Consider the following 21,567-nt stretch of genomic DNA (forward strand, 5'->3'; position numbering starts at 1 on the left):
CCTCCCGGCCCGCCGCTCCGCACTGCCGCGAGGGGCTGCGAGGCTCCGGGTCAGGCCCGGAGCACCGGCGCGCGGGGGTGAACCATGCTGCGCGCCGGGGCCGGGTTCAACCCCGCTCAGGCGGGTTCGATCACCCCGGTCTGGGAGGTGATGCGGCCGTAATGCTCGATGCGCCGGTGGCGGGCGAAGTCGAAGATCGTCGACTTGCCGAAGGCGCACTGGGAGAAGTCGCATTCGGCGAAGATCAGCTCGTCGTCCTCCGTCTTCGCCTCGGCGAGGATGAAGCCGTTGGGGTCGACGATGATCGAGCCGCCCATCAGCGGGTGGCCGTCCTCGACGCCGGCCTTGGCGACGCCCACGACGAAGGTGGCGTTCTGGTATGCGCCGGCCTGCATGGAGAGCTTCGAGTGGAAGAGCCGCTTCTCCAGCCCTTCCTCGCCGCTCTGGCCGTTCACCGAGGGCGTGTTGTAGCCCAGCGTGACCAGCTCAACGCCCTGCAGGCCCATCACCCGGTAGGTCTCGGGCCAGCGGCGGTCGTTGCAGATCGCCATGCCCATGATCACGCCCTCGTTGCGCCAGACATTGAAGCCGAGGTCACCCGGCTCGAAATAGCGCTTCTCGAGGTGCTGGTGGGTGCGCTCCTCGTCGTACTCGACATGGCCGGGCAGGTGCACCTTGCGGTACTTGCCCACGATCTCGCCCTTGCGATCGGTCACGATCGAGGTGTTGAAGTGCCGGCCCTCGGGGGTGAGCTCGGCATAGCCGAAGGTGATGGCGATGCCGAGATCGCGCGCCCGGTCGAACAGCGGCTGCGTGGCGCCATTCGGCATCTCGCGCTCGAACCATTCATCCACCTCGGCCTGGTCTTCCATGTACCAGCGCGGGAAGAAGGTGGTCAGCGCCAGCTCGGGGTAGACGAGCATTTCCACGCCCTTCGAGGCCGCCTCCTCGAGCAGGGCGATCATGCGGGCCACCACGGCCTCGCGGCTGTCGGCTTTCTGGATGGGGCCCATCTGGGCGCCGCCGATCACGAGTTTGGTCATCTGGGGTCTTTCCTCCGGAGGGTCAGGCTGCGAGGCCGCGCTGGAACCGGCTGACGAGCCGGACAAGGGGCCAGAGTAGGACGAGATAGATGAGCGCCGCCAGCATGATGGGCGAGGCGTTGTAGGTGAGCGAGCGGGCCATGTTGGCCGAGTAGAGCAGCTCGCCGAGCGAGACGACCGAGGCGAGGGAGGTGAGCTTCACCACCTCGATCGTGTTGGAGAGCAGGTCGGGCAGCACGTTGCGCACCGCCTGCGGCAGGATCACGTAACCGATGGTCTGCGCCTGGGTGAGGCCGGTGGAACGCGCCGCCTCCCACTGCCCGCGCGGGATCGATTCGATGCCGGCGCGGTACACCTCGCCGTAGTAGGACGAGTTGTTGAGGAAGAAGGCGATCACCACCGCCGCGAAGGGCGACACCTGGATGCCGGCGAAGGGCAGGCCGGAATAGACGAAGATCAGCAGCACCAGCGGCGGCAAGGCGCGGAAGAAATCGGTCACCACCACCGCGGGCCAGCGCAGCCAGCGCCGCGGCGAGAGGCAGCCCAGCGCCAGGAAGAAGCCGCCCACCAGCCCGAGCAGGATCACGGCGGCGCAGATCTTCGCGGTCATCCACAGGCCCTGCAGCAGGAAGGGCAGCGCGCGGGCCATCACGTCGAGGTTGAAGAACTGGTCGAGGAACAGGTCCATGGCTCAGGCCTTTTTCCAGGCGAAGCGGCTCTCGAGCCAGCGCGCGAAGATCACGAAGGGCACGAAGATGGCGAGATAGGCCAGCGCGCCCAGCGTGAGCGGCGAGGCGGAGCCGGAAAAGCTCTGCGCCGTGGTGGCGGCGGAGAGGATCTCCGACACGCCGATGACCGAGCCCAGCGCCGTCATCTTGGTGATGGCGAGCGCGCGGTTCACGAGCGGCGGCACCGCGAGCCGCACCGCCTGGGGCAGCGCGATCCACACCAGCACCTGCAGCGAGCCGAGCCCGGTGGCCCGCCCCGCCTCCCACTGCCCGCGCGGCAGCGAGGTGAAGCCGGCCCAGAAGATCTCCTCGGCGAAGGCCGCCAGCGTGGCCGAGAGCACCACGAACAGCACCATCGGCCCGGAGAGGGTGATGCCGATGTTCGGCAGGCCGAAGTAGAACAGCAGGATCACCACCAGCGGCGGCAGGGCCCGGCCCACGTCGGCGTAGCAGATGATCAGGAAGTTGAGCCAGCGCAGCCGCGCGGTGCGCAGGCAGGCCAGCACCAGCCCCGCGGCCACGCCGGCGAGGATGATCGCCACCGCGAGCAGCACCGTGACCCCCACCCCGTGCAGGATGTCGGGCAGGTAGCGCGCCATCACCGTGGCGTTGAAGAATGTCTCGAGAAACCGGTCCATCACGACACCCGGGAGAGGAAGGCGCGGGCGCGCTCGGTCTTCGGCGCGCCGAACACCTCCTCCGGCGTGCCCTCCTCGACCACGACACCGCCGTCCATGAACACCACCCGGTCGGCGGCCTCGCGGGCGAAGCCCATCTCGTGGCTCACCACGAGCATGGTCATGCCCTCGTCGCGCAGGTCCTTCATCACCTTGAGCACCGAGCCCACCAGCTCGGGGTCGAGCGCCGAGGTGGGCTCGTCGAACAGCATCACCTTGGGGTCGAGCGCCAGCGCCCGGGCGATGGCCACGCGCTGCTGCTGCCCGCCGGAGAGCTCGGCCGGCCAGGCCTGCGCCTTGTGGGCGAGGCCGACGCGCCCGAGCATCTCCATCGCCTTGGCCTCGGCCTCGGCGCGGTCGCGCTTCAGCGCCTTGCGCTGTGCGAGCGTGATGTTCTTCAGCACGCTCAGGTGCGGGTAGAGGTTGAAGCCCTGGAACACCATGCCGACCTGCAGCCGCATGCGGTTGAGGTCCCGCGTGGTGCCGGCGCAGATGTTGCGCCCGTCGATCATGATGGCGCCGCCCGAGGGCTCCTCCAGCCGGTTGCAGCAGCGCAGCATGGTGCTCTTGCCCGAGCCGGAGGGCCCGATCACGAACACCAGTTCGCCCTGCCCCACCCGCAGGTTGATGTCGCGCAGCACCTCCGTCTCGCCGAAGCGTTTCTGAAGGGCGGCGATCTCGAGCATCGGGCGGTCTGACATGGCGGCTCCGGGGGCTGGCAGGCCGGCCCGCGGGCCGGTCCCTGGCGGAGGGGAAGAGGGAGACGGGCGGCACCTCGGCGCCGCCCGACGGAACGCGCACGCCCCGAGGGGCGCGACTGCCTCAGGAGAGGTCGTCGCAGGAGGGGGTGTGGTCGTCCGCCTCGTAGCCGGGGAAGTCCGGCACGCCGTAGCCCGGCGTGGGGGTGACGATGGTGGTGCCCTCTACGGGGGTGACGCCGAACCACTTCTCGGAGAGTGCGGCCATCGAGCCGTCGAGCTTCAGGCACTCGATGGCGCGGTCGACGAGGTCGCGGGTCTCGGTGTCGTCCTTGCGGAAGGGCAGCGCCCAGACGAGGCCGGTCTCGTACTCGAAGGAGAGCTTCACCCGGGGGTTCTGCTTCGCGGCCCAGGCGGCCACGGTGGCGCCGGCGAGGTTGGCGTCGGCGCGGCCGGTCATCACCGCCTGGATGGCGTCGGTGTTGGTGCCGTAGCTCTCCACCGTCCAGCCGTATTCCTCGGCCCGCTCGCGCAGGAAGCTGTCATAGGCCGAGCCCTTGTTCACCGCGATGGTCTTGCCCTTGAAATCCTCGAGCGTGGTGAACTCCTCCGCGTCCGCCGGCACCACGAAGCGGAAGTTCGTGTCCATGAAGCCTTCGGTGAACAGCAGGTTCTCCGCGCGCTCCGCGTTCACCGTGGTGGGGGCGGCGATGAAGTCGTAGGTGCCGGCCTGCAGCGCCGGGATCAGCCCGGAAAACTGCGCGGCGGTGATCTCCATCGTCTTGCCCAGCCGCTCGCCGATCAGGTTCGCAAGGTCGACGTTGAACCCCTCGGTGCCGCCGCTCATGCTGGGCATGGCATGCGGGGCGAAGGTGCCGTCGAGCGCCACCTTGAACGTGCCCTCGGCCAGGGCGGGAACGGCGGTGAGCGAGGCGGCAAGCGCGAGGCCGGCGAGGCGGGCCTTCGGGGAACGGATCATGGAAGTCTCCTTGCTGGGGGAAGGCAGTCTTGTTGTTGCGGGCATCGGGACGCTGACCCTGCGGGCCCGGGCAGCGCCGGGAGCAGGCCGGAACCGTCATCCCGCTGTCATGTGCCAGAGTTCCCCCGATCCCTGCCGCGGCGCAACATGAATCACTATTCTTATAGTTTTTGAATTATAATTCATAAATATAATCATCGCCGCGCGCACCTGCCCGGAGCGGCTGGCTTTCGCCGGGGATATCTGCTCAGAATGCCGGCAAAGCGGGCATGCCGCCGCCAGGGCGGGCAGGACCGGACAAGAGACAGGACAACAGGGAAGCGTGATGAGCGTGCAGCGCAGGAGCGCACTGGCCGAGGGGCTGGTGGGGGAAATGGGCCTTCTGGCCGAGGAACAATTCGCGCGGGCCGAGGAGCTGATCGCCCGCATCGCGGCCGAGGGGATCGAGACCATCCGCCTCACCTTCGCCGACCAGCACGGCGTGATCCGCGGCAAGACCGTGGTGGCGGAGGCCTTCGCCTCGGCGGTGAAGAGCGGCATGGCGGTCACCTCCACCCTGCTGCTCAAGGACACCTCGCACCGCACCGTCTTCCCGGTCTGGACCCGTGACGCGGGCTTCGGCGCCGGCATGCTCACCGGGGCGAGCGACATCCTGCTGGTGCCCGACCCCGCCACCTTCCGCGTGGTGCCCTGGTCGCCGCATTCGGCCTGGATCCTGTGCGATCTCTACCTGAAGGACGGAACACCCATCCCCTTCTCCTCGCGCACCATCCTGAAGAACTCGGTGGCGAAGCTCGCCGAGCGCGAGATGGCGCTGATCTGCGGGCTGGAGGTGGAATTCTACGTCTACGCCCTGGAGGACGCGCGCCTCACCCATGCCGAAACCGGCATGCCGCCGGCGCCGCCGAAAACCGGCCTCGTGGCGCACGGCTACCAGTATCTCACCGAGTCGCGCTACGACGCGCTCGAGGACATCATGGACGAGCTGCGCCGCAACGCGGTGAAGCTCGGCATGCCGGTGCGCTCGATGGAGGCGGAGTTCGGCCCCTCGCAATGCGAGTTCACCTTCGAGCCCGCCACCGCGCTGGAGCATGCCGACACCATGCTGCTGTTCCGCTCCATGGTGAAGGCGCTCTGCGCCCGGCGCGGGCTGCACGCCACCTTCATGTGCCGCCCCCAGGTGGAAAACGGCATGGCCAGCGGCTGGCACCTGCACCAGTCGGTGGTGAGCACGGTGAGCGGCGAGAACCTGTTCATGCCCGGGCCGGACGGCGCCCTCACCCCCGCGGCCAGCGGCTGGATCGCCGGGCTGCTGGCGCATGCGCGGGAATCGTGCCTGCTCACCACCCCCACGGTGAACGGCTACAAGCGCTACCAGGCCTTCCAGCTCGCGCCTGACCGGGTGCAATGGGGGCGCGACAACAAGGGCGCGATGATCCGCGGGCTGATGGCCCCGGGCGACCGCGCCAGCCGCATCGAGAACCGCGTGGCCGAGCCCGCGGCGAACCCCTACCTCTACTTCGCCAGCCAGATCCTCGGCGGGCTCGACGGCATCCGCGCCGGGCGCGAGGCCCCCGCCCCGGTGGAAAACCCCTACGAGACCGACGCGAAGCTGCTGCCCCGGAGCCTGATCGCGGCGGTGGAGGCCTTCGAGGGCTCGGAGCTGTTCCGCGCCGAGCTGGGCGCGGATTTCGTGCGTTACCTCGCGCATATCAAGCGCGCGGAATGGGAGCGCTACCTGTCGGTGGTCTCCGACTGGGAGCAGCGCGAGTATTTCACCACCTTCTGAGGGAAGCCGGGGCAATGGCCCCCACCGCCCGGCGGGCGGAAGGGGCCCCTGGCATCAGGCGAACCAGATCACCGCACCGAGCAGCAGGATGCCCACCACGACGAAACTGCCGAGCGTGGGGCCGGACCTCGGCTTTTCCTCCTGATGAAGCACGCGCGGCCGGGCCTGAGTGGCCCGCCCGCCGGCTTGCTCGGACGTGTACGCGGCACCGGTGCCATCGGCATACGAACCAGGGCGGGAGGCTTCCCCCGCAGGATCATGATAATCAGCCATCCACTCTATCCGTTCTGAGAATGCGGAACCTTGAAAACGGACTCAGGATAGCATGCGCCCCGCGCCGAGGGGAAAGCCTTCTTTAACAATTGGTTAATTACAACCCGGGCGGGCGGAGCGCGCCTTTCTGCACGCGCATGGCCGCGCGTCATCCCGGGGCGGCGCGGTCCGCCTCCAGGCGTTCGAGGAAGGCCGTGGCGGCGGGCGACAGGCTGAAGCCCCGGCGCTGGTAGAGACAGAAGCTGCGTTGCACCACGGGCGCCTCCATCTCGACGAAGGCCACGCCGAACCCGGCGGCGAAGGGCGCCACGTAGCGGGGCGCCGCCGTCACCCCCAGGCCGCGCCCCACCAGCGACAGCGCGGTGGTCATGTAGCGCGCCTCCGTGGCCCGGCGCAGGCGGAAGCCGGGCTGGGCCGGGCGCAGCAGCCGCTCCATGTGGGCCGAGAACTCGTCGGAATAGAGCACCCAGGGCTCGGCGAGCACCTCGGCCCAGGGCAGCCGCCCGGCCCCGGCCCAGCGGCTGTCGGCGCGGCACACGAGGTCGATGGGCTCCGACCAGAGCCGGCCGCGCGTCACGTCCTCGGGCACCGGGCGCTCCGGACCCACGCCGATCTCGGCCTGGTGGCGGCGCACGGCCTCGCCCACCTCGTCGGCGGTCACGTCGACGATGGTGAGCGAGATCTCCGGGTGGTCGGCGTGGAAGCGCTCGATGCTGCGCGGCAGGTGGCTGCAGGCATACATCTGCGGCACCGCGAGGCGCAGCGAGCCCCGGCGCAGCTCGCGCAGGTCCCGCGCGCCGTCGAACACCTCCTGCAGGTCGGCGAGCATGCGCTGCGCTGCCGGCAGCAGCCCCTCGCCCGCCTCGGTGAGCGACACCGCCCGCGTGGTGCGCACGAACAGCGGCAGGCCGAAATCCGCCTCGAGCTGGCGCACCAGCATGCTCACCGCCGACTGGGTGAGGTGCAGGCGCCCGGCCGCCTCGGTGAAACTGCGCGCCTCGGCCACGGCCACGAAGGCGCGGAGCTGTCGCAGGGTGATATTCATCAGCCGTCCTTATCGACAAAGCAGAAAACTTTGTTTGCATGATAAATGTGCCCTGTCGAGTATGCTGCTCACGGGGTAAGCGGTGTTCGGGCTGCTTCAGGGGCACAGGAGGCAGGGGCGGGGCATGCATGTTGCCGTGATCGGGGCGGGAATCGTCGGTGTCTGCTCGGCCGCCTGGCTGCAGCGCGACGGGCACGAGGTGACCATCATCGACCCGCTGGAGGCCGGCGAGGCCTGTTCCTTCGGCAACGCGGGCTCGCTCTCGCCCTCGGCCTGCCTGCCGGTGGGCATGCCGGGCATGTGGAAGAAGGTGCCGGGATGGCTGCTCGACCCCGCGGGCCCGCTCACCATCCGCCCCTCCTACCTGCCCTCCGTGGCGCCCTGGCTCATCCGCTTCCTGCGCGCCTCGCGCCGCGGGGAGGTGGAGCGCATCGCCACCGCCATGCGCGGGCTGCTCGGCCCGGTGTTCGAGGCCTACACGCCGCTCTTGCAGCGCGCCGGCGCCATGGGGCTGATGCGGCGCACCGGCTGCCTCTACGTCTATTCCTCGCGCGAGACGGCGCAGCAGTGGCGCTGGGGCATGGACCTGCGCCGCGCGCTGGGGGTGGAGCTGCGCGACGTGGACCGCGAGGAGCTGGAGGCGCTGGAGCCGGACCTGAAGGGCCGGTTCCGCTTCGGCATCCTCGCGCCGGAGAACGGCTCCGCCGCCGACCCCTCGGCGCTGGTGAAGGCCATCCACGCCCGCTGCATCGCCGACGGCGCCTCGCACCTGAAGCAGCGCGTCACCGGCTTTGCCATGCGTGACGGCGCGGTGGCGCAGGTGCGGCTGGCGGGCGACGCGCCGCTCGACGTCGACGCGGTGGTGATCGCGGCCGGCGCCTGGTCGGCCCTGCTCACCCGCGCCGTGGGGCTCAGCGTGCCGCTGGAGAGCCAGCGCGGCTACCACGTGACGGTGCAGAGCACCAACCTCGCCCTGCGCCACACCGTGATGGCGAGCGAGCACAACCTGATGGTCAACCCGATGGACGTGGGCCTGCGCCTGGCCGGCACGGTGGAGCTTGCCGGGCTGAACGCCCCGCCGGACTATGCCCGCGCCGACATGCTGCTGGCCCGCGGGCGCGAGCTGTTCCCGCATCTCGACACCAGCCGGGTGACGCGCTGGATGGGACACCGCCCCTGCCTGCCCGACAGCATGCCGGTGATCGGCCGCGCGCCGCGGGCGGAGAACGTGTTCCTCGGCTTCGGCCACGGCCACGTGGGCATGTGCGGCGGCGCCACCACCGGCCGCGAGATCGCGGCGCTGGTCTCCGGTCGCAGCCCGGAGGTCGACCTCGCGCCCTTCTCGCCCGAGCGCTTCCGCCCCGGGCGGCGCGGCGCCACGGCCCCCCGCTCCGGGGCCGCCGCATGAGCGACTGGGCCATCGGCATCGACACGGGCGGCACCTATCTCGACCTGGTGGCCCTCGGCCCCGGGGCGCGGCGGCTCAGCGCCAAGGCGCCGCTGGGCCCGGACCGCAGCGCCGCCGTGCTCGCCGCCCTGCGGGAGTTCCTCGACCAGGCCGGCATCGCCCCCGCCGCCGTGGGCCGGGTGGTGCATGGCACCACGCTGGTCACCAACCTGCTGCTGGAGCAGGGCGCGCCGCCGGTGGCCGTGGTCACCAACCGCGGCTTCGAGGACGTGCTCGCCATCGGCCGGCAGAGCCGGCGCGACCTCTACGCCTTCCGCCCGCGCGGCGAGGCGCCGGAGCGGATCTTCCCCGAGGCGCTGCGCCACGGCATCTCCGGCCGGCTGGACGCGCGCGGGCAGGAGCTCACCCCCCTCGACGCGCAGGAGCTCGCCACCCTCGGCGCCCGCCTCGCGCGCGAGGGCGTGGCGGCGGCGGCCGTCTGCCTGCTGCACGCGGTGCGCAACCCCGCGCATGAGCGCGCCGTGCGCGCCGCCCTGCTCGACACCTGCCCCGACCTCGCCATCTCGCTCTCCCACGAGGTGAGCGCACTGCCCGGCGAGGCGGAGCGCTTCCTCGCCACGGCCCTCGACGCCTACGTGAAACCGGCGCTCTCGCATTACCTGCTCGACCTCGGCGCGGGGCTCGGCGCGCTCGGCCTGCCGCAGCCGGAGCTGGTCACCTCCGACGCCACGCTGGCCGAGGGCATCGAGGCGGTGCGCCGGCCGCTGCGCCTCGCCATGTCGGGGCCGGCCAGCGCGCTGCGCGGCTTCGCCCTCGCGGCCGGGCCCGCGCCGGTGGTGAGCATCGAGACCGGCGGCACCACCACCGATATCGGGCTGATCGAGGCCGGCGCGCCGCTCTTCACCCGCAAGCTCGACCTCGGGGCCTTCAGCCTCGCCACCCACGCGGCCGACGTGGCCTCCGTGGCGGTGGGGGGCGGCTCGGTGGCGGCGGTGAACGCGGGCGGCGCGCTGCGGCTCGGGCCGCGTTCGGCCGGGGCGGTGCCGGGCCCGGCCGCCATGGGCCGCGGCGGGGTCGAGCCCACGCTCACCGACGCGCTCATGCTGCTCGACCGGCTGCCGATGCAGCTCGCCGGCGGGCTGCGGCTGAACCGGCTCGCGGCCGAGCGCGCCATGCTGCCGCTCGCCCGCGCCCTCGCCTGCACCCCGCGCGCGGCGGCGGAAGCCGTGCTCGCCGCCGCCACCGCCGCCATCGCCGAGGCGGTGAAGCTGCATGCCTTCCGCCGCGGCATCGACCCCGCCTCCGCCAGCCTGCTCGCCGGGGGCGGCGGCGGGCCCCAGCACGCGGCCGAAGTGGCCGCCGCCGCCGGTTTCCGCGAGGCGATCGTGCTGCCCGATGCCGGCGTGATCTCGGCCCTCGGCGGCCTCGCGAGCAGCACGGTGGACGTGGCCGAATGCGCGCCGGACCTGCCGCTTGACCCCGCGCATTTCCCCGCCCTGCGCGCCGCCGCTGCCGCGCTGCCGCCCGCCGGCCCGGGCGCGCAGAGCTGGACCGCCGGCGTGCTCTACGAGGGCCAGGCCGAGCCGCTCGCCCTGCCCTTCGCCCCGGAGGCGGACGACGCCTGCGCCCTCGCCGCCCGGTTCGACGCGCTGCACGCGCGGCTGCGCGGCCACGCGCTGGACCTGCCGCGCCGGGTGGCCTGGCTGCGCCGGAGCCGTGACCGGGGCGACGCGCCGCTCGGCGCCGCCGGCCCCGCCCCGGCCTGGGAGCTGCCCGGCGAGGGCCCGCTGCCCGCGCGCGGCGCCGGCCCGCGCGCACTCTTCGCCGCCCAGACCACCATCTGGGTGCCCGAGGGCTGGAGCTGGCGCCTCGGCGCGGCGGGGGCGCTGCACCTCGCCCCGGGGGCCGCCGCATGACCCTGCACGCGCCGCCCCTGCCGCCCGCGCTGCTGGCCCGGGTCGAACCCATGCGCCTGTCGCTGCAGGCCGCGGCGGACCGGATGCAGGAGAGCCTGATCGGCGGCGCCTTCTCCTCCATCGCCCGCGAGAGCGGCGACGGGGCGGCGGCGCTGTTCCTGCCCGACGGGCGGCTGGCGGCCCAGGCAAACTCGCTGCCGCTGCTGCTCGGCGCACTGGGGCCCGCGGTCGCCGCGGTGCTGGCGCGCTTCCCGGCGGCGGAGATGCGGCCGGGCGAGGCCTTCCTGCTCAACGACCCCTGGGCCGGCGGCGCGCATCTGCCCGACCTCACGCTGGTGCGCCCGGCCTTCCATGACGGTGCTCTCATCGGCTTCGCCGCCGCCTCGCTGCACCACCAGGACGTGGGCGGCACCCAGCCGGGCTCCATCCCCCCCGACGCGACATCGGTGTTCCACGAGGGGCTGCGCATCCCGCCGCTGCGCTCGCATGTCGACGACCGCCCGGACCCCGGCATCGCCGCGCTCCTGCGCGCCAACAGCCGCACGCCGGAGCTGCTGACGGGCGATCTGGGCGCCCAGCTCGCCGCCACGCGGCTGGGCGGGGCCGAGCTCGCCCGGCTCGCCGCGCGCGAGGGCGCGGGCTTCGCGCCGCTCTGCGCCGCGCTGATCGACCAGTCCGCCCGGATGACCGAGGCTGCGCTCGAAGCCCTGCCCGACGGCACCGCCACCTGGGAAGACGCGCTCGACGGTGACGGCATCACCGCGGCGCCGGTGCCCCTGCGGGTGCGGCTGGAGAAGCGCGGCGCCCGCCTCGCGATCGACTTCACCGGCACCGCGCCGCAGACCGCGGGGCCGGTGAATGCCGCCCCGGCCGCGATGATGGCCGCGGCGCTGTTCTTCATGCGCTGCCTCGCGCCCGACGCGCCGAACAACGCCGGCTGCCTCGCGCCGCTGAGCCTCACGCTGCCGGAGGGCAGCCTGGTGAACCCGCGCTTCCCCGCGGCGGTGAACGCGCGCACCGGCACGGTGAAACTCGCCTGCAACGCCATTCTCGGCGCCTGGAGCCGCATCTGCCCCGAGGCCGCCGCCGCCGCCCATGCCGGGGTGGCAGCCGTGCTCGCCTTCGGCGGCGAGGACGGCGCCGGCCGGCCGTTCTTCCTCACCGAGATCGTGGCGAGCGGCGCGGGCGGCAGCGCCGCCGGCCCGGGCGCCGGCGGGCTTTCGACCGACGTGGGCAACGCGCGCAACATGCCGATAGAGCTGCTGGAGGCCCGCCTGCCGCTGCGGGTGGAGGCCTACGGGCTCGCCCCCGGCTCGGGCGGGGCCGGCGCCGGGCCCGGCGGGCGCGGCATCCTGCGCGAATGGCGCCTGCTCGAGGGCCACGGCACGGTCTCCTACCGCTCCGAGCGCCATGCCACGCGGGCGCGCGGCGCCGAGGGCGGGGCCGACGGCGCGCCGTCACGCGCCTGGGTCGAGCGGGCCGATGGCCGGCGCGAGGCGCTGCCGGCCCGCGCGCGCTTCGCATGGACCGCGGGCGACCTGCTGCATATCGAAACCGCCGGAGGTGGTGGCTGGGGCCGCCCCGGGACTGCGAAAAACACCCGGCAAGCCCCAACAGACGGAGAGTCTCATGAGACATGACAAGTTTGCCCCGGGCACACGCCGCGGCGTGCTGGCCGGCCTCGCCCTCGCCGCTGCGACCGCGCTGCTGCCCCTGGCCGGGCCCGCCGCGGCGCAAGGCTTCCCCGAGCGCCCGGTAACCATCGTGGTGCCCTTCCCGCCCGGCGGCTCGACCGACCTGCTGGCCCGGCAGATCGCCGAGAAGATCTCCGCGCCGCTCGGCCAGCCGGTGGTGGTGGAGAACCGCGCCGGGGCCGGCGGGGCGGTGGGGGCGAATTACGTCGCCCGCTCCGACCCGGACGGCTACACGCTGCTGATGGGGGTCACCGGCTCGAACGCCATTTCCTCGGTGCTGCGCGACGACCTGCCCTACGAGCCGCTGAAGGATTTCGCCCCGGTGAGCCTGGTGGTGAGCGCGCCGCTGGTGCTGGTGGTGAACGCGGAGTCCGAGTTCACCTCCGTGGCCGACGTGATCGCCTTCGCGCAGGAGAACCCGCAGACCTTCACCCATGGCTCGCCCGGCATCGGCACCTCGATGCACCTCACCGGCGAGCTCTTCGGCCTCGAAACCGGCACCGAGCTGGTGCACGTGCCCTATGCCGGCAGTGCCGCGGCGATGCAGGACCTGCTGGGCGGCCAGCTCGACGCGATGTTCGCCGACCTGCTGGTGAGCTCGGAGTATATCTCCGGCGGCCGGCTGCGGGCGCTTGCCGTCACCTCCGCCGCGCGCCACCCGATGCTGCCCGACGTGCCCACCGTGGCCGAGGCCGGGGTGGAGGGTTTCGCGGCCACCTCCTGGCAGGGGGTCTTCGCCCCGGCCGGCACGCCCGAGCCGGTGCTCGACCGGCTCTACGAGGTGGTGACCGCGGCGCTGACCGACGACGACCTGAAGGCCTTCTTCGCCGAGCGCGGCTTCATGGTGGAGGGCCGCACCCCGGCCGCGAGCCAGGAGTTCATCGCCGCCGAGATCGACAAGTGGGGCAAGGTGGTGGATGCCGCGGGGCTGAAGACCAACTGAGCGGAGCCCGCGCCCCGGGGGCGCGGGCAAGCCTTTCAGCCGGGCGCCCGCCCCGGGGGCGCGCGCCCGGCCCGAGGCGGCGGGATGCACGGCACGCGGCGCGGGACACACAAGCAGGAGGAGCCAGGCCATGCCCCGGCAGAGTTTCAACAGGGCCGAGGTTTTCGCCGCCGCGGGGCTCGCCGCCTTCGGCCTCGCGGTGATCGCGCTCGCCACGGACTATCCGCTGGGCGGGCTGCGGCGGCCGGGGCCGGGCTTCTTTCCCATCCTCACCGGCACGGTGCTGGTGGCGCTGGCCCTCGGCGTGCTGGCGGAGGTGCGCGGCCTCGCCACCCGGCCGGTGTTCCGGTTGCGGCCCTTCCTGGCCGTGAGCCTCGGCATCGCGGGTTTCGCGCTCACGGTGGAGCGGGCGGGGCTGGTGCCTGCCACGATCATCCTGGTGCTGGTGAGCGGGCTCGGGGAGGAGCGCACCAGCCTGCTCAGCCTCGCGGGCGTGGCGCTGTTTCTCAGCGTGCTGGGCGTGCTGCTGTTCATCGAGGGGCTGGGCATGCCGCTCAGCGCCATCCGGGGGGTGCTCTGAATGGAAGGCTTCCTCGCGAATGTCGGGCTGGGGCTCGCCACCGCCTTCTCGCCGGTCTCGCTGCTGTTCTGCTTCATCGGGGTGACGGTGGGGATGGGCGTGGGGGTGCTGCCGGGGATCGGGCCGCTGGCGGCCATCTCGCTCGCCCTGCCGCTCACCTATTACGTCGACCCCACCTCGGCGCTGATCATGCTGGCCGGCATCTTCTACGGCGCGCAATACGGCGGCTCCACCGCCTCTATCCTGCTCAACCTGCCGGGCACCGCCACCTCGGCCGTCACCTGCCTCGACGGCTACCCGATGGCGCAGAAGGGTCAGGCGGCGCTGGCGCTGTTCGTGACCGCGATCAACTCCTTCGCCGGCTGCTCCTTCGCCATCCTGTTGGTGATGGGCTTTGCGCCCGCCATCGCGGAAGCGGCGCTCGCCTTCGGCTCGGCGGAGTATTTCTCGGTGATGGTGCTGGGGCTGGTGGCGGCCTCCACCCTCTCGGTGGGCTCGCCGCTCAAGGGGCTGGCGATGGTGGTGTTCGGCCTCGCCCTCGGCCTGTGCGGAACGGACGTGAACACCGGCTACTTCCGCTACACCTTCGGCATCCTCGAGCTCTCCGACGGGCTGAGCCTGATCGCGGTCGCCATGGGGCTGTTCGGCGTGGCCGAGATCCTCGCCAACATCGGCACCGGGGCGGCGCCGGCGCTGGCCCCGCGTGACCTCTCGTTCCGCGCCATGCTGCCCACGAGGGCGGAGTGGAAGCAGATCTGGGCGCCCACGGCGCGCGGCGCGGTGATCGGCAGCTTCATCGGTGCGCTGCCCGGCACCGGGCCCGGCATCGCCTCCTTCATGGCCTATGCCTTCGAGAAACGCATCGCGAAGGACCCCTCGCGCTTCGGCAAGGGCGCGCTGGAGGGGATCTCGGCGCCGGAGGCGGCCAACAACGCCTCGGTGCAGGCGGCCTTCATCCCCACCCTGTCGCTCGGCATCCCCGGCGACGCGGTGATGGCGGTGCTGATGGGCGCGATGATGCTGCACGGCATCATCCCCGGGCCCTCCTTCATCGCCGAGCAGCCGGCGATGTTCTGGGGGCTGGTGATGAGCTTCTGGGTGGGCAACCTCGTGCTGCTGGTGCTCAACATCCCGCTGATCGGGCTCTGGGTGCGGCTGCTCGCCATCCCCTATCGACTGCTCTACCCGGCGATCCTGGTGTTCATCTGCATCGGCGTCTACTCGGCCAGCAACAACGTGTTCGACATCTGGGTGGTGCTGGTGTTCGGGCTCATCGGCTACGGGATGCGGCAGTTCCACTACCCCGCCGCGCCGGTGCTGCTGGGCTTCATCCTCGGGCCGCTGCTGGAGGAGCATTTCCGCCGCGCGCTGCTGCTGTCGCGCGGCAATCTCGCGGTGTTCGCCGAGCGGCCGATCAGCGCGGTGTTCCTCGCGCTCACGCTGGGGCTGCTGGCGCTCTCCTTCAGCCCGATGATCCGGCGGCGCTTCCGCCGGGCCCGGGCCGCGGCGGGCGAGGACTGAGCCTCACATACGCCCCGAGAGCGCGCGCGCGGTCTCGGTGAGGGCGGCGGCAAGCTCCGGCGCCGCATCCGGGTGCGGCACCCGGGCGATCACCCCGGCCACGCCCACCGCGCCGGCAAATTCCCCCGCCCCGCTGCGCACCGGGGCGGCGAGCGCGGCCACGCCGGGCTCGAACTCCTCGGCCACGTAGGCGAGGCCGCGCGCCCGGGCGGCGGCGATGCGCGCGCCCACCTCCGCGCGGTCGGTGCAGGTGGCGGCGGTGTGCGCTTCCAGCGGCGCGCGGGCCAGCACCTCGGAAAGCTCCGCCTCCGTGAGCCCGGCGCAGATCGCCCGGCCCAGCCCGGAGGTGAGCAGCGGCAGCGCCGTGCCGGTGGTGAAGCCGGTGGAGATCAGCGAGGGCTCGCCCGGCGCATGGGCAAGGTAGACCGCCTCGAACCCGTCGCGCATGGCAAAGGACACTGGCAGGCCGAGCCGCCGGGTGGCCTCGGCCAGCAGCGGCTGCAGCACCGCCCCCACCCGCCGCGCGTCGAGAAACGCCCGGCCCAGCCGCAGCACCCGGGGCGTGAGCCGGTAGCGCTGCTCGCGCTCCTCGGCATAGCCCTCCGCCACAAGGGTGAGCACCAGCCGCCGCGCCGCCGCCCGGTCGAGCCCCGCCTTGCGCGCGATCTGCGGCACCGACATGTCGCGGTCCTCCGCGTCGAAGGCGCCGATGAGCCGCAGCCCGTTGGCGAAGGTGGAGGCGGTGTCGCCCCGTTTCAGGTTCCTGTTCGTCATCTTCCCCGGTCTCCGCCCGGCCCCGCGCCATGCCGCAGTGCAGCGCGGATTTTTCTTGTCGGGTCACGCATTATGCGTAGCATGGGAATCAAATAAACAACATTCGTTCGATAATCGAGCAAACCAGCGGATCAACGCATCCGCAAGTCAGCAAGGAGGGGTCCGCTATGCGGAATGTACTGATGGGCGCGCTCGCGCTCGGGGTGGTCTCGGCAACTGCGGCACAGGCCGCCGACGTGAACCTGCGCTACGCGCATTTCATGGGCGCGGAATCCTGGCAGCAGCAGAAGATCTTCAAGGACTGGGCCGATGCCGTGGCCGCCGAATCCGACGGCGCCATCGGGGTGACGGTCTATCCCGCCCAGACGCTGGGCAAGGCGCCGGCCGGCTACGACAACGCGAAGAACGGCATCGCCGACATCGCCTGGACCGTGCAGGGCTACACGGCGAACCGCTTTCCGCTGAGCCAGATCGTCGAGCTGCCGGGCCTGTTCGAGACCGGCGCCGTCGGCTCCTGCGCCTTCCAGAAGCTCTACGATTCCGGCGCGCTCGACGCGGAGTACGAGGACACCCACGTGCTCTTCGTGCACACCCACTCGCCGGGCCACCTGCACACCAACGGCGTGGAGGTGAAGACCCTCGACGACCTGAAGGGCCTCAAGATCCGCCGCCCCACCACCGTTGTGGGCAACCTGCTGACCGAGCTCGGCGCCGAGCCGGTGGGCATGCCGGCGCCGGCCACCTACGAGGCCATGCAGCGCGGCACCATCGACGGCTACATGCTGCCCTGGGAATCGGTGAAGAGCTTCCGCGTGTTCGAGGTCACCGAGCATCACACCGAGTTCGGCTTCTACGCCCTCGCCTTCGTCTCGACCATGAACAAGGCGAAATACGAGAGCCTCTCCCCCGAGGAAAAGAAGGTCATCGACGACAATTCCGGCATGAAATGGTCGGTGATCGCCGGCGCTGGCTACGACGAGGCCGACAAGGAGGGCCTGGAGCTGGCCAAGGAAACCGGCACGTTCACCACCATCGAGGGTGCGGAGCGCGAGAAGTGGCAGCAGGCCGCCCAGCGCGCCACCGACGCCTACATCGCCGAGCTGGAGGGCCAGGGCCTGCCCGGCCAGGCCACCTACGACGCGGTGAAGGGCTATGTCACCGAGTGCGAAGCCGAGCTGAACTGAGCCGGCCATGACACGGGCCGTCGACCTCCTGGCCAGGGCGCTCTCCGCCCTGGCCTTCATTGCCACCGCAGCGCTGCTCGCCGTGGTGGCCTGGAACGTGCTCTGGCGCGCGGTGTTCGACGCGAGCGGCGCGCGGATCAACCTGATGTTCCCCGGCGCCATCGACGCGGCGCAATACCTGCTGCTGGTGGCGGTGTTCTCCGCCCTGCCCTGGGCCGAGCGCACAGGGTTCATCCGCGTCGACATCCTCATCCACCGGCTGCCGCGGCTGCTGGCGGGCGCACTGGAACGGCTGTGGGACCTCTCGGTCGCCGGGTTCGGCGCCATCTGCTGCTGGCTCTTCGCCGCCGAGACCGCCGAGGTCTTCGCCCGCGGTGACGCCACGCAGGATTTGCAGATGCCGCTGTGGTGGTTCACCGGCATCGCCGCCCTCGGCGCCGGCGCGCTGGCGCTGATGGGCCTCGCCCTGGCGCTCGCCGGCCGGCCGGCGCAGGCGCCCGGCGCGGGAGGCATCGAATGAGCCCGCAGGAAATCGGCTTCGCCGGCATCGCCGTGCTGCTCGGGCTCATCCTGGTGGGCATGCCGGTGGGCATCGCCATGTGCTTCGTGGGCATGGGCGGCTTCGCGGCCATCGTCGGGCTCGACCCCGCGCTCAACATCCTCAAGACCGGCGCCTTCGAGACCGCCTCGACCTATTCCTACACGCTCATCCCGCTGTTCATGCTGATGGGCTCGTTCATCTCCCGCGCCGGGCTCTCGCGCGACCTGTTCCTCGCCGCACGGCGGATGACCGGGGGCTGGCAGGGCGGGCTGGCGGTGGCGGGCATCTCCGCCTCGGCGGCCTTCTCGGCGGTCTGCGGCTCCTCGCTCGCCACCGCCTCGACCATGACCCGCGTCGCCTACGGCGAGATGCGCGCCCAGGGCTATGACCCCCGCCTTGCCGCCGGCTCGCTCGCCGCGGGCGGCACGCTGGGCATCATGATCCCGCCCTCGATCGCGCTGCTGCTCTACGCGCTCATCACCGAGCAATCGGTGGGCGACATGTTCCTCGCGGGCTTCCTGCCCGGGCTGCTGGCCTACGTGCTCTACGTGGTCACAGCCACGCTGATGGCCCGCATCTGGCGCCCCGAGGCGGGCCATGCCGAGCGTTTCGACGAACCGCTCTCCACCGCCCTGCGGCAGGTGGCGCCGGTGGTGGTGCTGTTCGGGCTGGTGATGGGCGGGCTCTACGGCGGCTTCTTCACCCCCACCGAGGCGGGCGGCGCGGGGGCCGCGCTCGCCCTCGTCTTCGCGCTCTGGCGCGGCATGCGCTGGGAAGGCTTCCGCGACGCGGTGATCGAGGCGGTGGAGACCACGGCCTCCATCTTCGTGATCCTGATCGGGGCGGAGGTGTTCGGCTTCCTGCTGTCGGTGAGCCAGCTCTCCTTCGGCATGGCCGACTACGTGCGCGCCGCCGGCTGGGAGCCCTGGCAGGTGCTGGGCGCGATCCTGGTGTTCTACGTGGTGCTGGGCTGCTTCATGGAGAGCCTCGCCATGATCCTGCTCACCGTGCCGATCTTCTTCCCGCTGGTCACCGACGCGGGCTTCGACCCGATCTGGTTCGGCGTCATCGCCGTGGTGACGGTGGAGACCGGGCTGATCTCGCCCCCGGTGGGGATGAACCTCTTCGTGGTCCGGGCCGCGGCACCGGGCCTTGCCCTGCGGGACGTGATGACCGGCGTTCTGCCCTTCGTGGCGGCCGATATCGTCCGCCTCGCCATCCTGATCGCCTTCCCGGCGATCTCGCTCCTGCTGCCCCGCCTGCTGGGCGGCGGCTGACCCACACCTTCGGAGGAAACCGAGCCATGATGAGCCAGGACCGCAACGACGAGCTCACCCTCACCGGGCGCAAGCAGCCCGCGGGCCGCGTGCTGCGCCGCTACTGGATGCCGGCCGCGCTGAGCGACGAGCTGATGACCGCCCGCCCCGTGGTGCCCGTCACACTGATGGGCGAGAAACTGGTGCTGTTCCGCGACAATTCCGGCGCGCTGGGGCTGATCGGCCGCCACTGCCCGCACCGCGGCGCCGACCTGTGCTACGGCCGGCGCGAGGACAACGGGCTGCGCTGCCCCTTCCACGGCTGGCACTTCGACGTGAACGGCCAGTGCGTGGAGATGCCGGCCGAGCCCGAGGGCAGCCGCATGCACGAGAAGATCTCCACCGTCTCCTACCCGGTGGTGGAGAAGAACGGCATCGTCTGGGCCTACATGGGCCCGGGCGAGCCGCCGGCCTTCCCCGAGTTCGACTGCTTCCGCGCGCCGGAGACCCATGTCTTCGCCTTCAAGGGCCTGTGGGAGTGCAACTGGCTGCAGGCGATGGAAGTGGGCATCGACCCCGCGCATGCCTCCTTCCTGCACCGCTTCCTGCAGGACGAGGACCCGGCCGACAGCTACGGCAAGCAGTTCCGCGACAAATCCTCCGGCTCCGACATGCCGATGACCCGGGTGCTGCGCGAGTTCCCGCGCCCCGAGATCCGGGTGGAGCAGACCGAGTACGGCCTGCGCCTCATCGCCCTGCGCGACCTGCAGAACGGCGAGATGCACGTGCGGGTGACCAACCAGGTGTTCCCCTGCGCCATCCACATCCCGTTGTCCAACGAGATGAGCATCACCCAGTGGCACGTGCCGGTCGATGACCAGACCTGCTACTGGTACTCGATGTTCACCTCCTTCGGGGCCCCGGTGGACAAGGCCCGCATGCGCGAGCAGCGGCTGAAGGAGCACCGCCTGCCCGATTACGCGCCGCTGAAGAACCGCCGCAACAACTACGGCTACAACCCTGACGAGCAGGAGCGCGAGACCTACACGGGCATGGGCCTCGACATCAACGTGCACGACCAGTGGGCGGTGGAGAGCATGGGCCGCATCCAGGACCGCACCGAGGAGCATCTCGGCAAGTCCGACGTCGGCATCGTGCAATACCGCCGCATGCTGCGCGCCGCCATCGCCGCCGAGGCCGCGGGCGAGGACACGCTGCCGCTCTCCGGCACGCCGGAGGCGCTCGCCGCCCTGCGCGGCCCGGTCTCGGTGGACACGGTCGCGCCGAAGGAGGGCTGGGAAGCGGCCTGGCCGAAGGTCGACACCGCGCGCCGCGAGGGCTGCCCCTGGCCGGCGGCGCTCTGAGCCGCCGCCGCCGCGCCTGCCTCGCGGGGGGGCCTCGCGGGGGGTGAAACCAACCGCGGCGCCCGGGGGTGCCGCGGTCTGCCACCCGGGGGTGCGGCGACAGGCGTCGGTATTCCGGTCCGGTCGCGCTTGCCTCGGCCGGATATATCCCTAGGGTAGGTAAATATATCCTGCTCTTGCTCTTGCGCTTGTACACATCGATGAAAGACGGTCCCACCGTACCGCGCCAGGGCTCATCCGCCCAGGCGCTCAGCCAGATACGCAACCTCCTCTCGGGAGAGGATTCGCTGCGCCCGGGCACCCGCCTGCCCACCGAACGCTGCCTCGCGGAGCGCATCGGCGTGAGCCGCCGTGCCGTGCGCCGCGCGCTCGACGCGCTGGAGGCCGAGGGCCGGATCTGGCGCCGCCAGGGGTCCGGCACCTTCGTGGGCCGGCAGCCCGTGCCGTGGAACGAGCGCATCGTCGGCATCGCCGCGCGCACCGACCCGGCGGAGGTGATGGAGGCACGGCTGGTGCTCGAGCCCTCGCTGGCCTGGCTCGCCGCCCTGCGCGCCGAGACCGGCGATGCGGCCGAACTGGGCGACATCCTGCAGCGCATCGCCTCCGGCCCGGACGAGGACTCCCGCGACCGCGCCGACGGCGCCCTGCACCGCAAGATCGCCCAGATGGCCGGCAATGCCATCCTCTTCGCCGCCTACGAGGTGATGGAGCGGGTGCGCGAGGACCCGATCTGGCGCTCGATGCGCGCCAGCGCCCGCAGCCCGGCGAGCGAGCGGCTCTACGCCAGCCAGCACGCCGCGATCATCAACGCCATCGCCGCGCGTGACGCGGAGGGGGCCGAGCGGGCCATGCGAACCCACCTGAGCGCCCTGCGCGACAACGTGATCGGCACCCCGGAGTGATGCCCTGCCCGGCCGCGCCCCGGCGCCCCGGCCGGCCGGCGAGACAAGGGGCAGGCCGCGGGCAGACACCCCGGCCCGCCGGGCAGGAAGCCGGGCAGCACGCCCCGCGGTGAGGCCGGGCAGCAAGACCGCGAGCGCCGGCCGCGGAGCGATGCGGATCATCCAAGAGATGGCGCGCGGGTCGCGCAGCGCGGGCGCCGGCGGCGCCATGCGCGCCCCGGGCAGGAGGCCGGGGGCCGCCCCCCCGCCCGG

20 protein-coding genes are annotated in these 21,567 nt (G+C 72.0%); 12 read left to right on the forward strand and 8 right to left on the reverse strand.

The window, feature by feature from the left end:
- Window positions 1-116: 116 nt before the first annotated feature.
- From D3P35_RS21710 to D3P35_RS21730, 5 genes are all read right to left on the reverse strand, one after another.
- On the reverse strand, window positions 117-1,043 hold the full coding sequence (locus tag D3P35_RS21710; protein ID WP_118137820.1) for an N-carbamoyl-D-amino-acid hydrolase: 927 nt from the start codon (window positions 1,041-1,043) through the stop codon (window positions 117-119).
- A gap of 22 nt (window positions 1,044-1,065) precedes the next feature.
- Window positions 1,066-1,731: an amino acid ABC transporter permease gene (locus D3P35_RS21715; RefSeq protein WP_118137822.1), complete on the reverse strand. Its 666-nt coding sequence runs from the start codon at window positions 1,729-1,731 to the stop codon at window positions 1,066-1,068.
- 3 nt (window positions 1,732-1,734) lie between these two features.
- Window positions 1,735-2,409, reverse strand: coding sequence for an amino acid ABC transporter permease (locus tag D3P35_RS21720; RefSeq protein WP_118137824.1), 675 nt, complete (start codon window positions 2,407-2,409; stop codon window positions 1,735-1,737).
- On the reverse strand, window positions 2,409-3,134 hold the full coding sequence (locus D3P35_RS21725; protein WP_118137866.1) for an amino acid ABC transporter ATP-binding protein: 726 nt from the start codon (window positions 3,132-3,134) through the stop codon (window positions 2,409-2,411). The genes D3P35_RS21720 and D3P35_RS21725 overlap by 1 nt, the downstream gene beginning before the upstream one ends.
- Before the next feature lie 136 nt (window positions 3,135-3,270).
- A complete protein-coding gene (locus D3P35_RS21730; protein ID WP_118137826.1) occupies window positions 3,271-4,125 on the reverse strand; it encodes a transporter substrate-binding domain-containing protein in 855 nt (284 codons plus the stop codon).
- Window positions 4,126-4,450: 325 nt separating this feature from the next.
- On the opposite strand from D3P35_RS21730, the gene D3P35_RS21735 reads away from it, so the two are divergent.
- Window positions 4,451-5,914 carry a glutamine synthetase family protein gene (locus D3P35_RS21735; RefSeq protein ID WP_118137828.1) on the forward strand — a complete coding sequence of 488 codons (1,464 nt, stop codon included), beginning with the start codon at window positions 4,451-4,453 and terminating at the stop codon, window positions 5,912-5,914.
- A 54-nt stretch (window positions 5,915-5,968) separates the two neighbouring features.
- Here D3P35_RS21735 and D3P35_RS21740 read toward each other — a convergent pair whose 3' ends face one another.
- Entirely contained in the window at window positions 5,969-6,187 is a 219-nt protein-coding gene (locus D3P35_RS21740; protein ID WP_118137830.1) for a hypothetical protein, read from the reverse strand.
- A gap of 148 nt (window positions 6,188-6,335) precedes the next feature.
- Window positions 6,336-7,232, reverse strand: coding sequence for a LysR family transcriptional regulator (locus D3P35_RS21745; RefSeq protein ID WP_118137832.1), 897 nt, complete (start codon window positions 7,230-7,232; stop codon window positions 6,336-6,338).
- A gap of 124 nt (window positions 7,233-7,356) precedes the next feature.
- Between D3P35_RS21745 and D3P35_RS21750 the strand changes: the two genes are divergently transcribed.
- The 6 genes from D3P35_RS21750 (at window position 7,357) to D3P35_RS21775 (ending at window position 15,294) form a co-directional block, all read left to right on the forward strand.
- A complete protein-coding gene (locus D3P35_RS21750) occupies window positions 7,357-8,640 on the forward strand; it encodes an FAD-binding oxidoreductase (RefSeq protein WP_118137834.1) in 1,284 nt (427 codons plus the stop codon).
- A complete protein-coding gene (locus D3P35_RS21755) occupies window positions 8,637-10,556 on the forward strand; it encodes a hydantoinase/oxoprolinase family protein (protein WP_118137836.1) in 1,920 nt (639 codons plus the stop codon). Before D3P35_RS21750 ends, D3P35_RS21755 begins: the two co-directional genes overlap by 4 nt.
- The gene (locus D3P35_RS21760) at window positions 10,553-12,196 is read left to right on the forward strand and encodes a hydantoinase B/oxoprolinase family protein (RefSeq protein ID WP_118137839.1); all 1,644 of its coding nucleotides are present in this window, start codon (window positions 10,553-10,555) and stop codon (window positions 12,194-12,196) included. The genes D3P35_RS21755 and D3P35_RS21760 overlap by 4 nt, the downstream gene beginning before the upstream one ends.
- Window positions 12,186-13,193 (forward strand): tripartite tricarboxylate transporter substrate binding protein, encoded by a 1,008-nt coding sequence (locus D3P35_RS21765; RefSeq protein WP_118137841.1) that lies wholly within the window; start codon window positions 12,186-12,188, stop codon window positions 13,191-13,193. Before D3P35_RS21760 ends, D3P35_RS21765 begins: the two co-directional genes overlap by 11 nt.
- A gap of 130 nt (window positions 13,194-13,323) precedes the next feature.
- A complete protein-coding gene (locus tag D3P35_RS21770; RefSeq protein WP_118137844.1) occupies window positions 13,324-13,773 on the forward strand; it encodes a tripartite tricarboxylate transporter TctB family protein in 450 nt (149 codons plus the stop codon).
- Entirely contained in the window at window positions 13,774-15,294 is a 1,521-nt protein-coding gene (locus D3P35_RS21775) for a tripartite tricarboxylate transporter permease (RefSeq protein ID WP_118137846.1), read from the forward strand.
- Window positions 15,295-15,297: 3 nt separating this feature from the next.
- On the opposite strand, the gene D3P35_RS21780 is transcribed toward D3P35_RS21775, so the two are convergent.
- A complete protein-coding gene (locus tag D3P35_RS21780) occupies window positions 15,298-16,068 on the reverse strand; it encodes an IclR family transcriptional regulator (protein ID WP_118137848.1) in 771 nt (256 codons plus the stop codon).
- Window positions 16,069-16,235: 167 nt separating this feature from the next.
- On the opposite strand from D3P35_RS21780, the gene D3P35_RS21785 reads away from it, so the two are divergent.
- The 5 genes from D3P35_RS21785 (at window position 16,236) to D3P35_RS21805 (ending at window position 21,315) form a co-directional block, all read left to right on the forward strand.
- Window positions 16,236-17,252, forward strand: coding sequence for a TRAP transporter substrate-binding protein (locus D3P35_RS21785; RefSeq protein WP_118137850.1), 1,017 nt, complete (start codon window positions 16,236-16,238; stop codon window positions 17,250-17,252).
- A 7-nt stretch (window positions 17,253-17,259) separates the two neighbouring features.
- Window positions 17,260-17,772 (forward strand): TRAP transporter small permease, encoded by a 513-nt coding sequence (locus D3P35_RS21790; protein ID WP_118137852.1) that lies wholly within the window; start codon window positions 17,260-17,262, stop codon window positions 17,770-17,772.
- Entirely contained in the window at window positions 17,769-19,070 is a 1,302-nt protein-coding gene (locus D3P35_RS21795; protein ID WP_118137854.1) for a TRAP transporter large permease, read from the forward strand. Before D3P35_RS21790 ends, D3P35_RS21795 begins: the two co-directional genes overlap by 4 nt.
- Before the next feature lie 26 nt (window positions 19,071-19,096).
- Window positions 19,097-20,413 carry an aromatic ring-hydroxylating dioxygenase subunit alpha gene (locus D3P35_RS21800; protein ID WP_118137856.1) on the forward strand — a complete coding sequence of 439 codons (1,317 nt, stop codon included), beginning with the start codon at window positions 19,097-19,099 and terminating at the stop codon, window positions 20,411-20,413.
- A 200-nt stretch (window positions 20,414-20,613) separates the two neighbouring features.
- Window positions 20,614-21,315, forward strand: coding sequence for a FadR/GntR family transcriptional regulator (locus tag D3P35_RS21805; protein ID WP_118137868.1), 702 nt, complete (start codon window positions 20,614-20,616; stop codon window positions 21,313-21,315).
- The last annotated feature ends 252 nt before the right edge of the window (window positions 21,316-21,567 follow it).

Source organism: Oceanicella sp. SM1341, from assembly GCF_003448965.1.
Taxonomy (GTDB): Bacteria; Pseudomonadota; Alphaproteobacteria; order Rhodobacterales; family Rhodobacteraceae; genus Paroceanicella.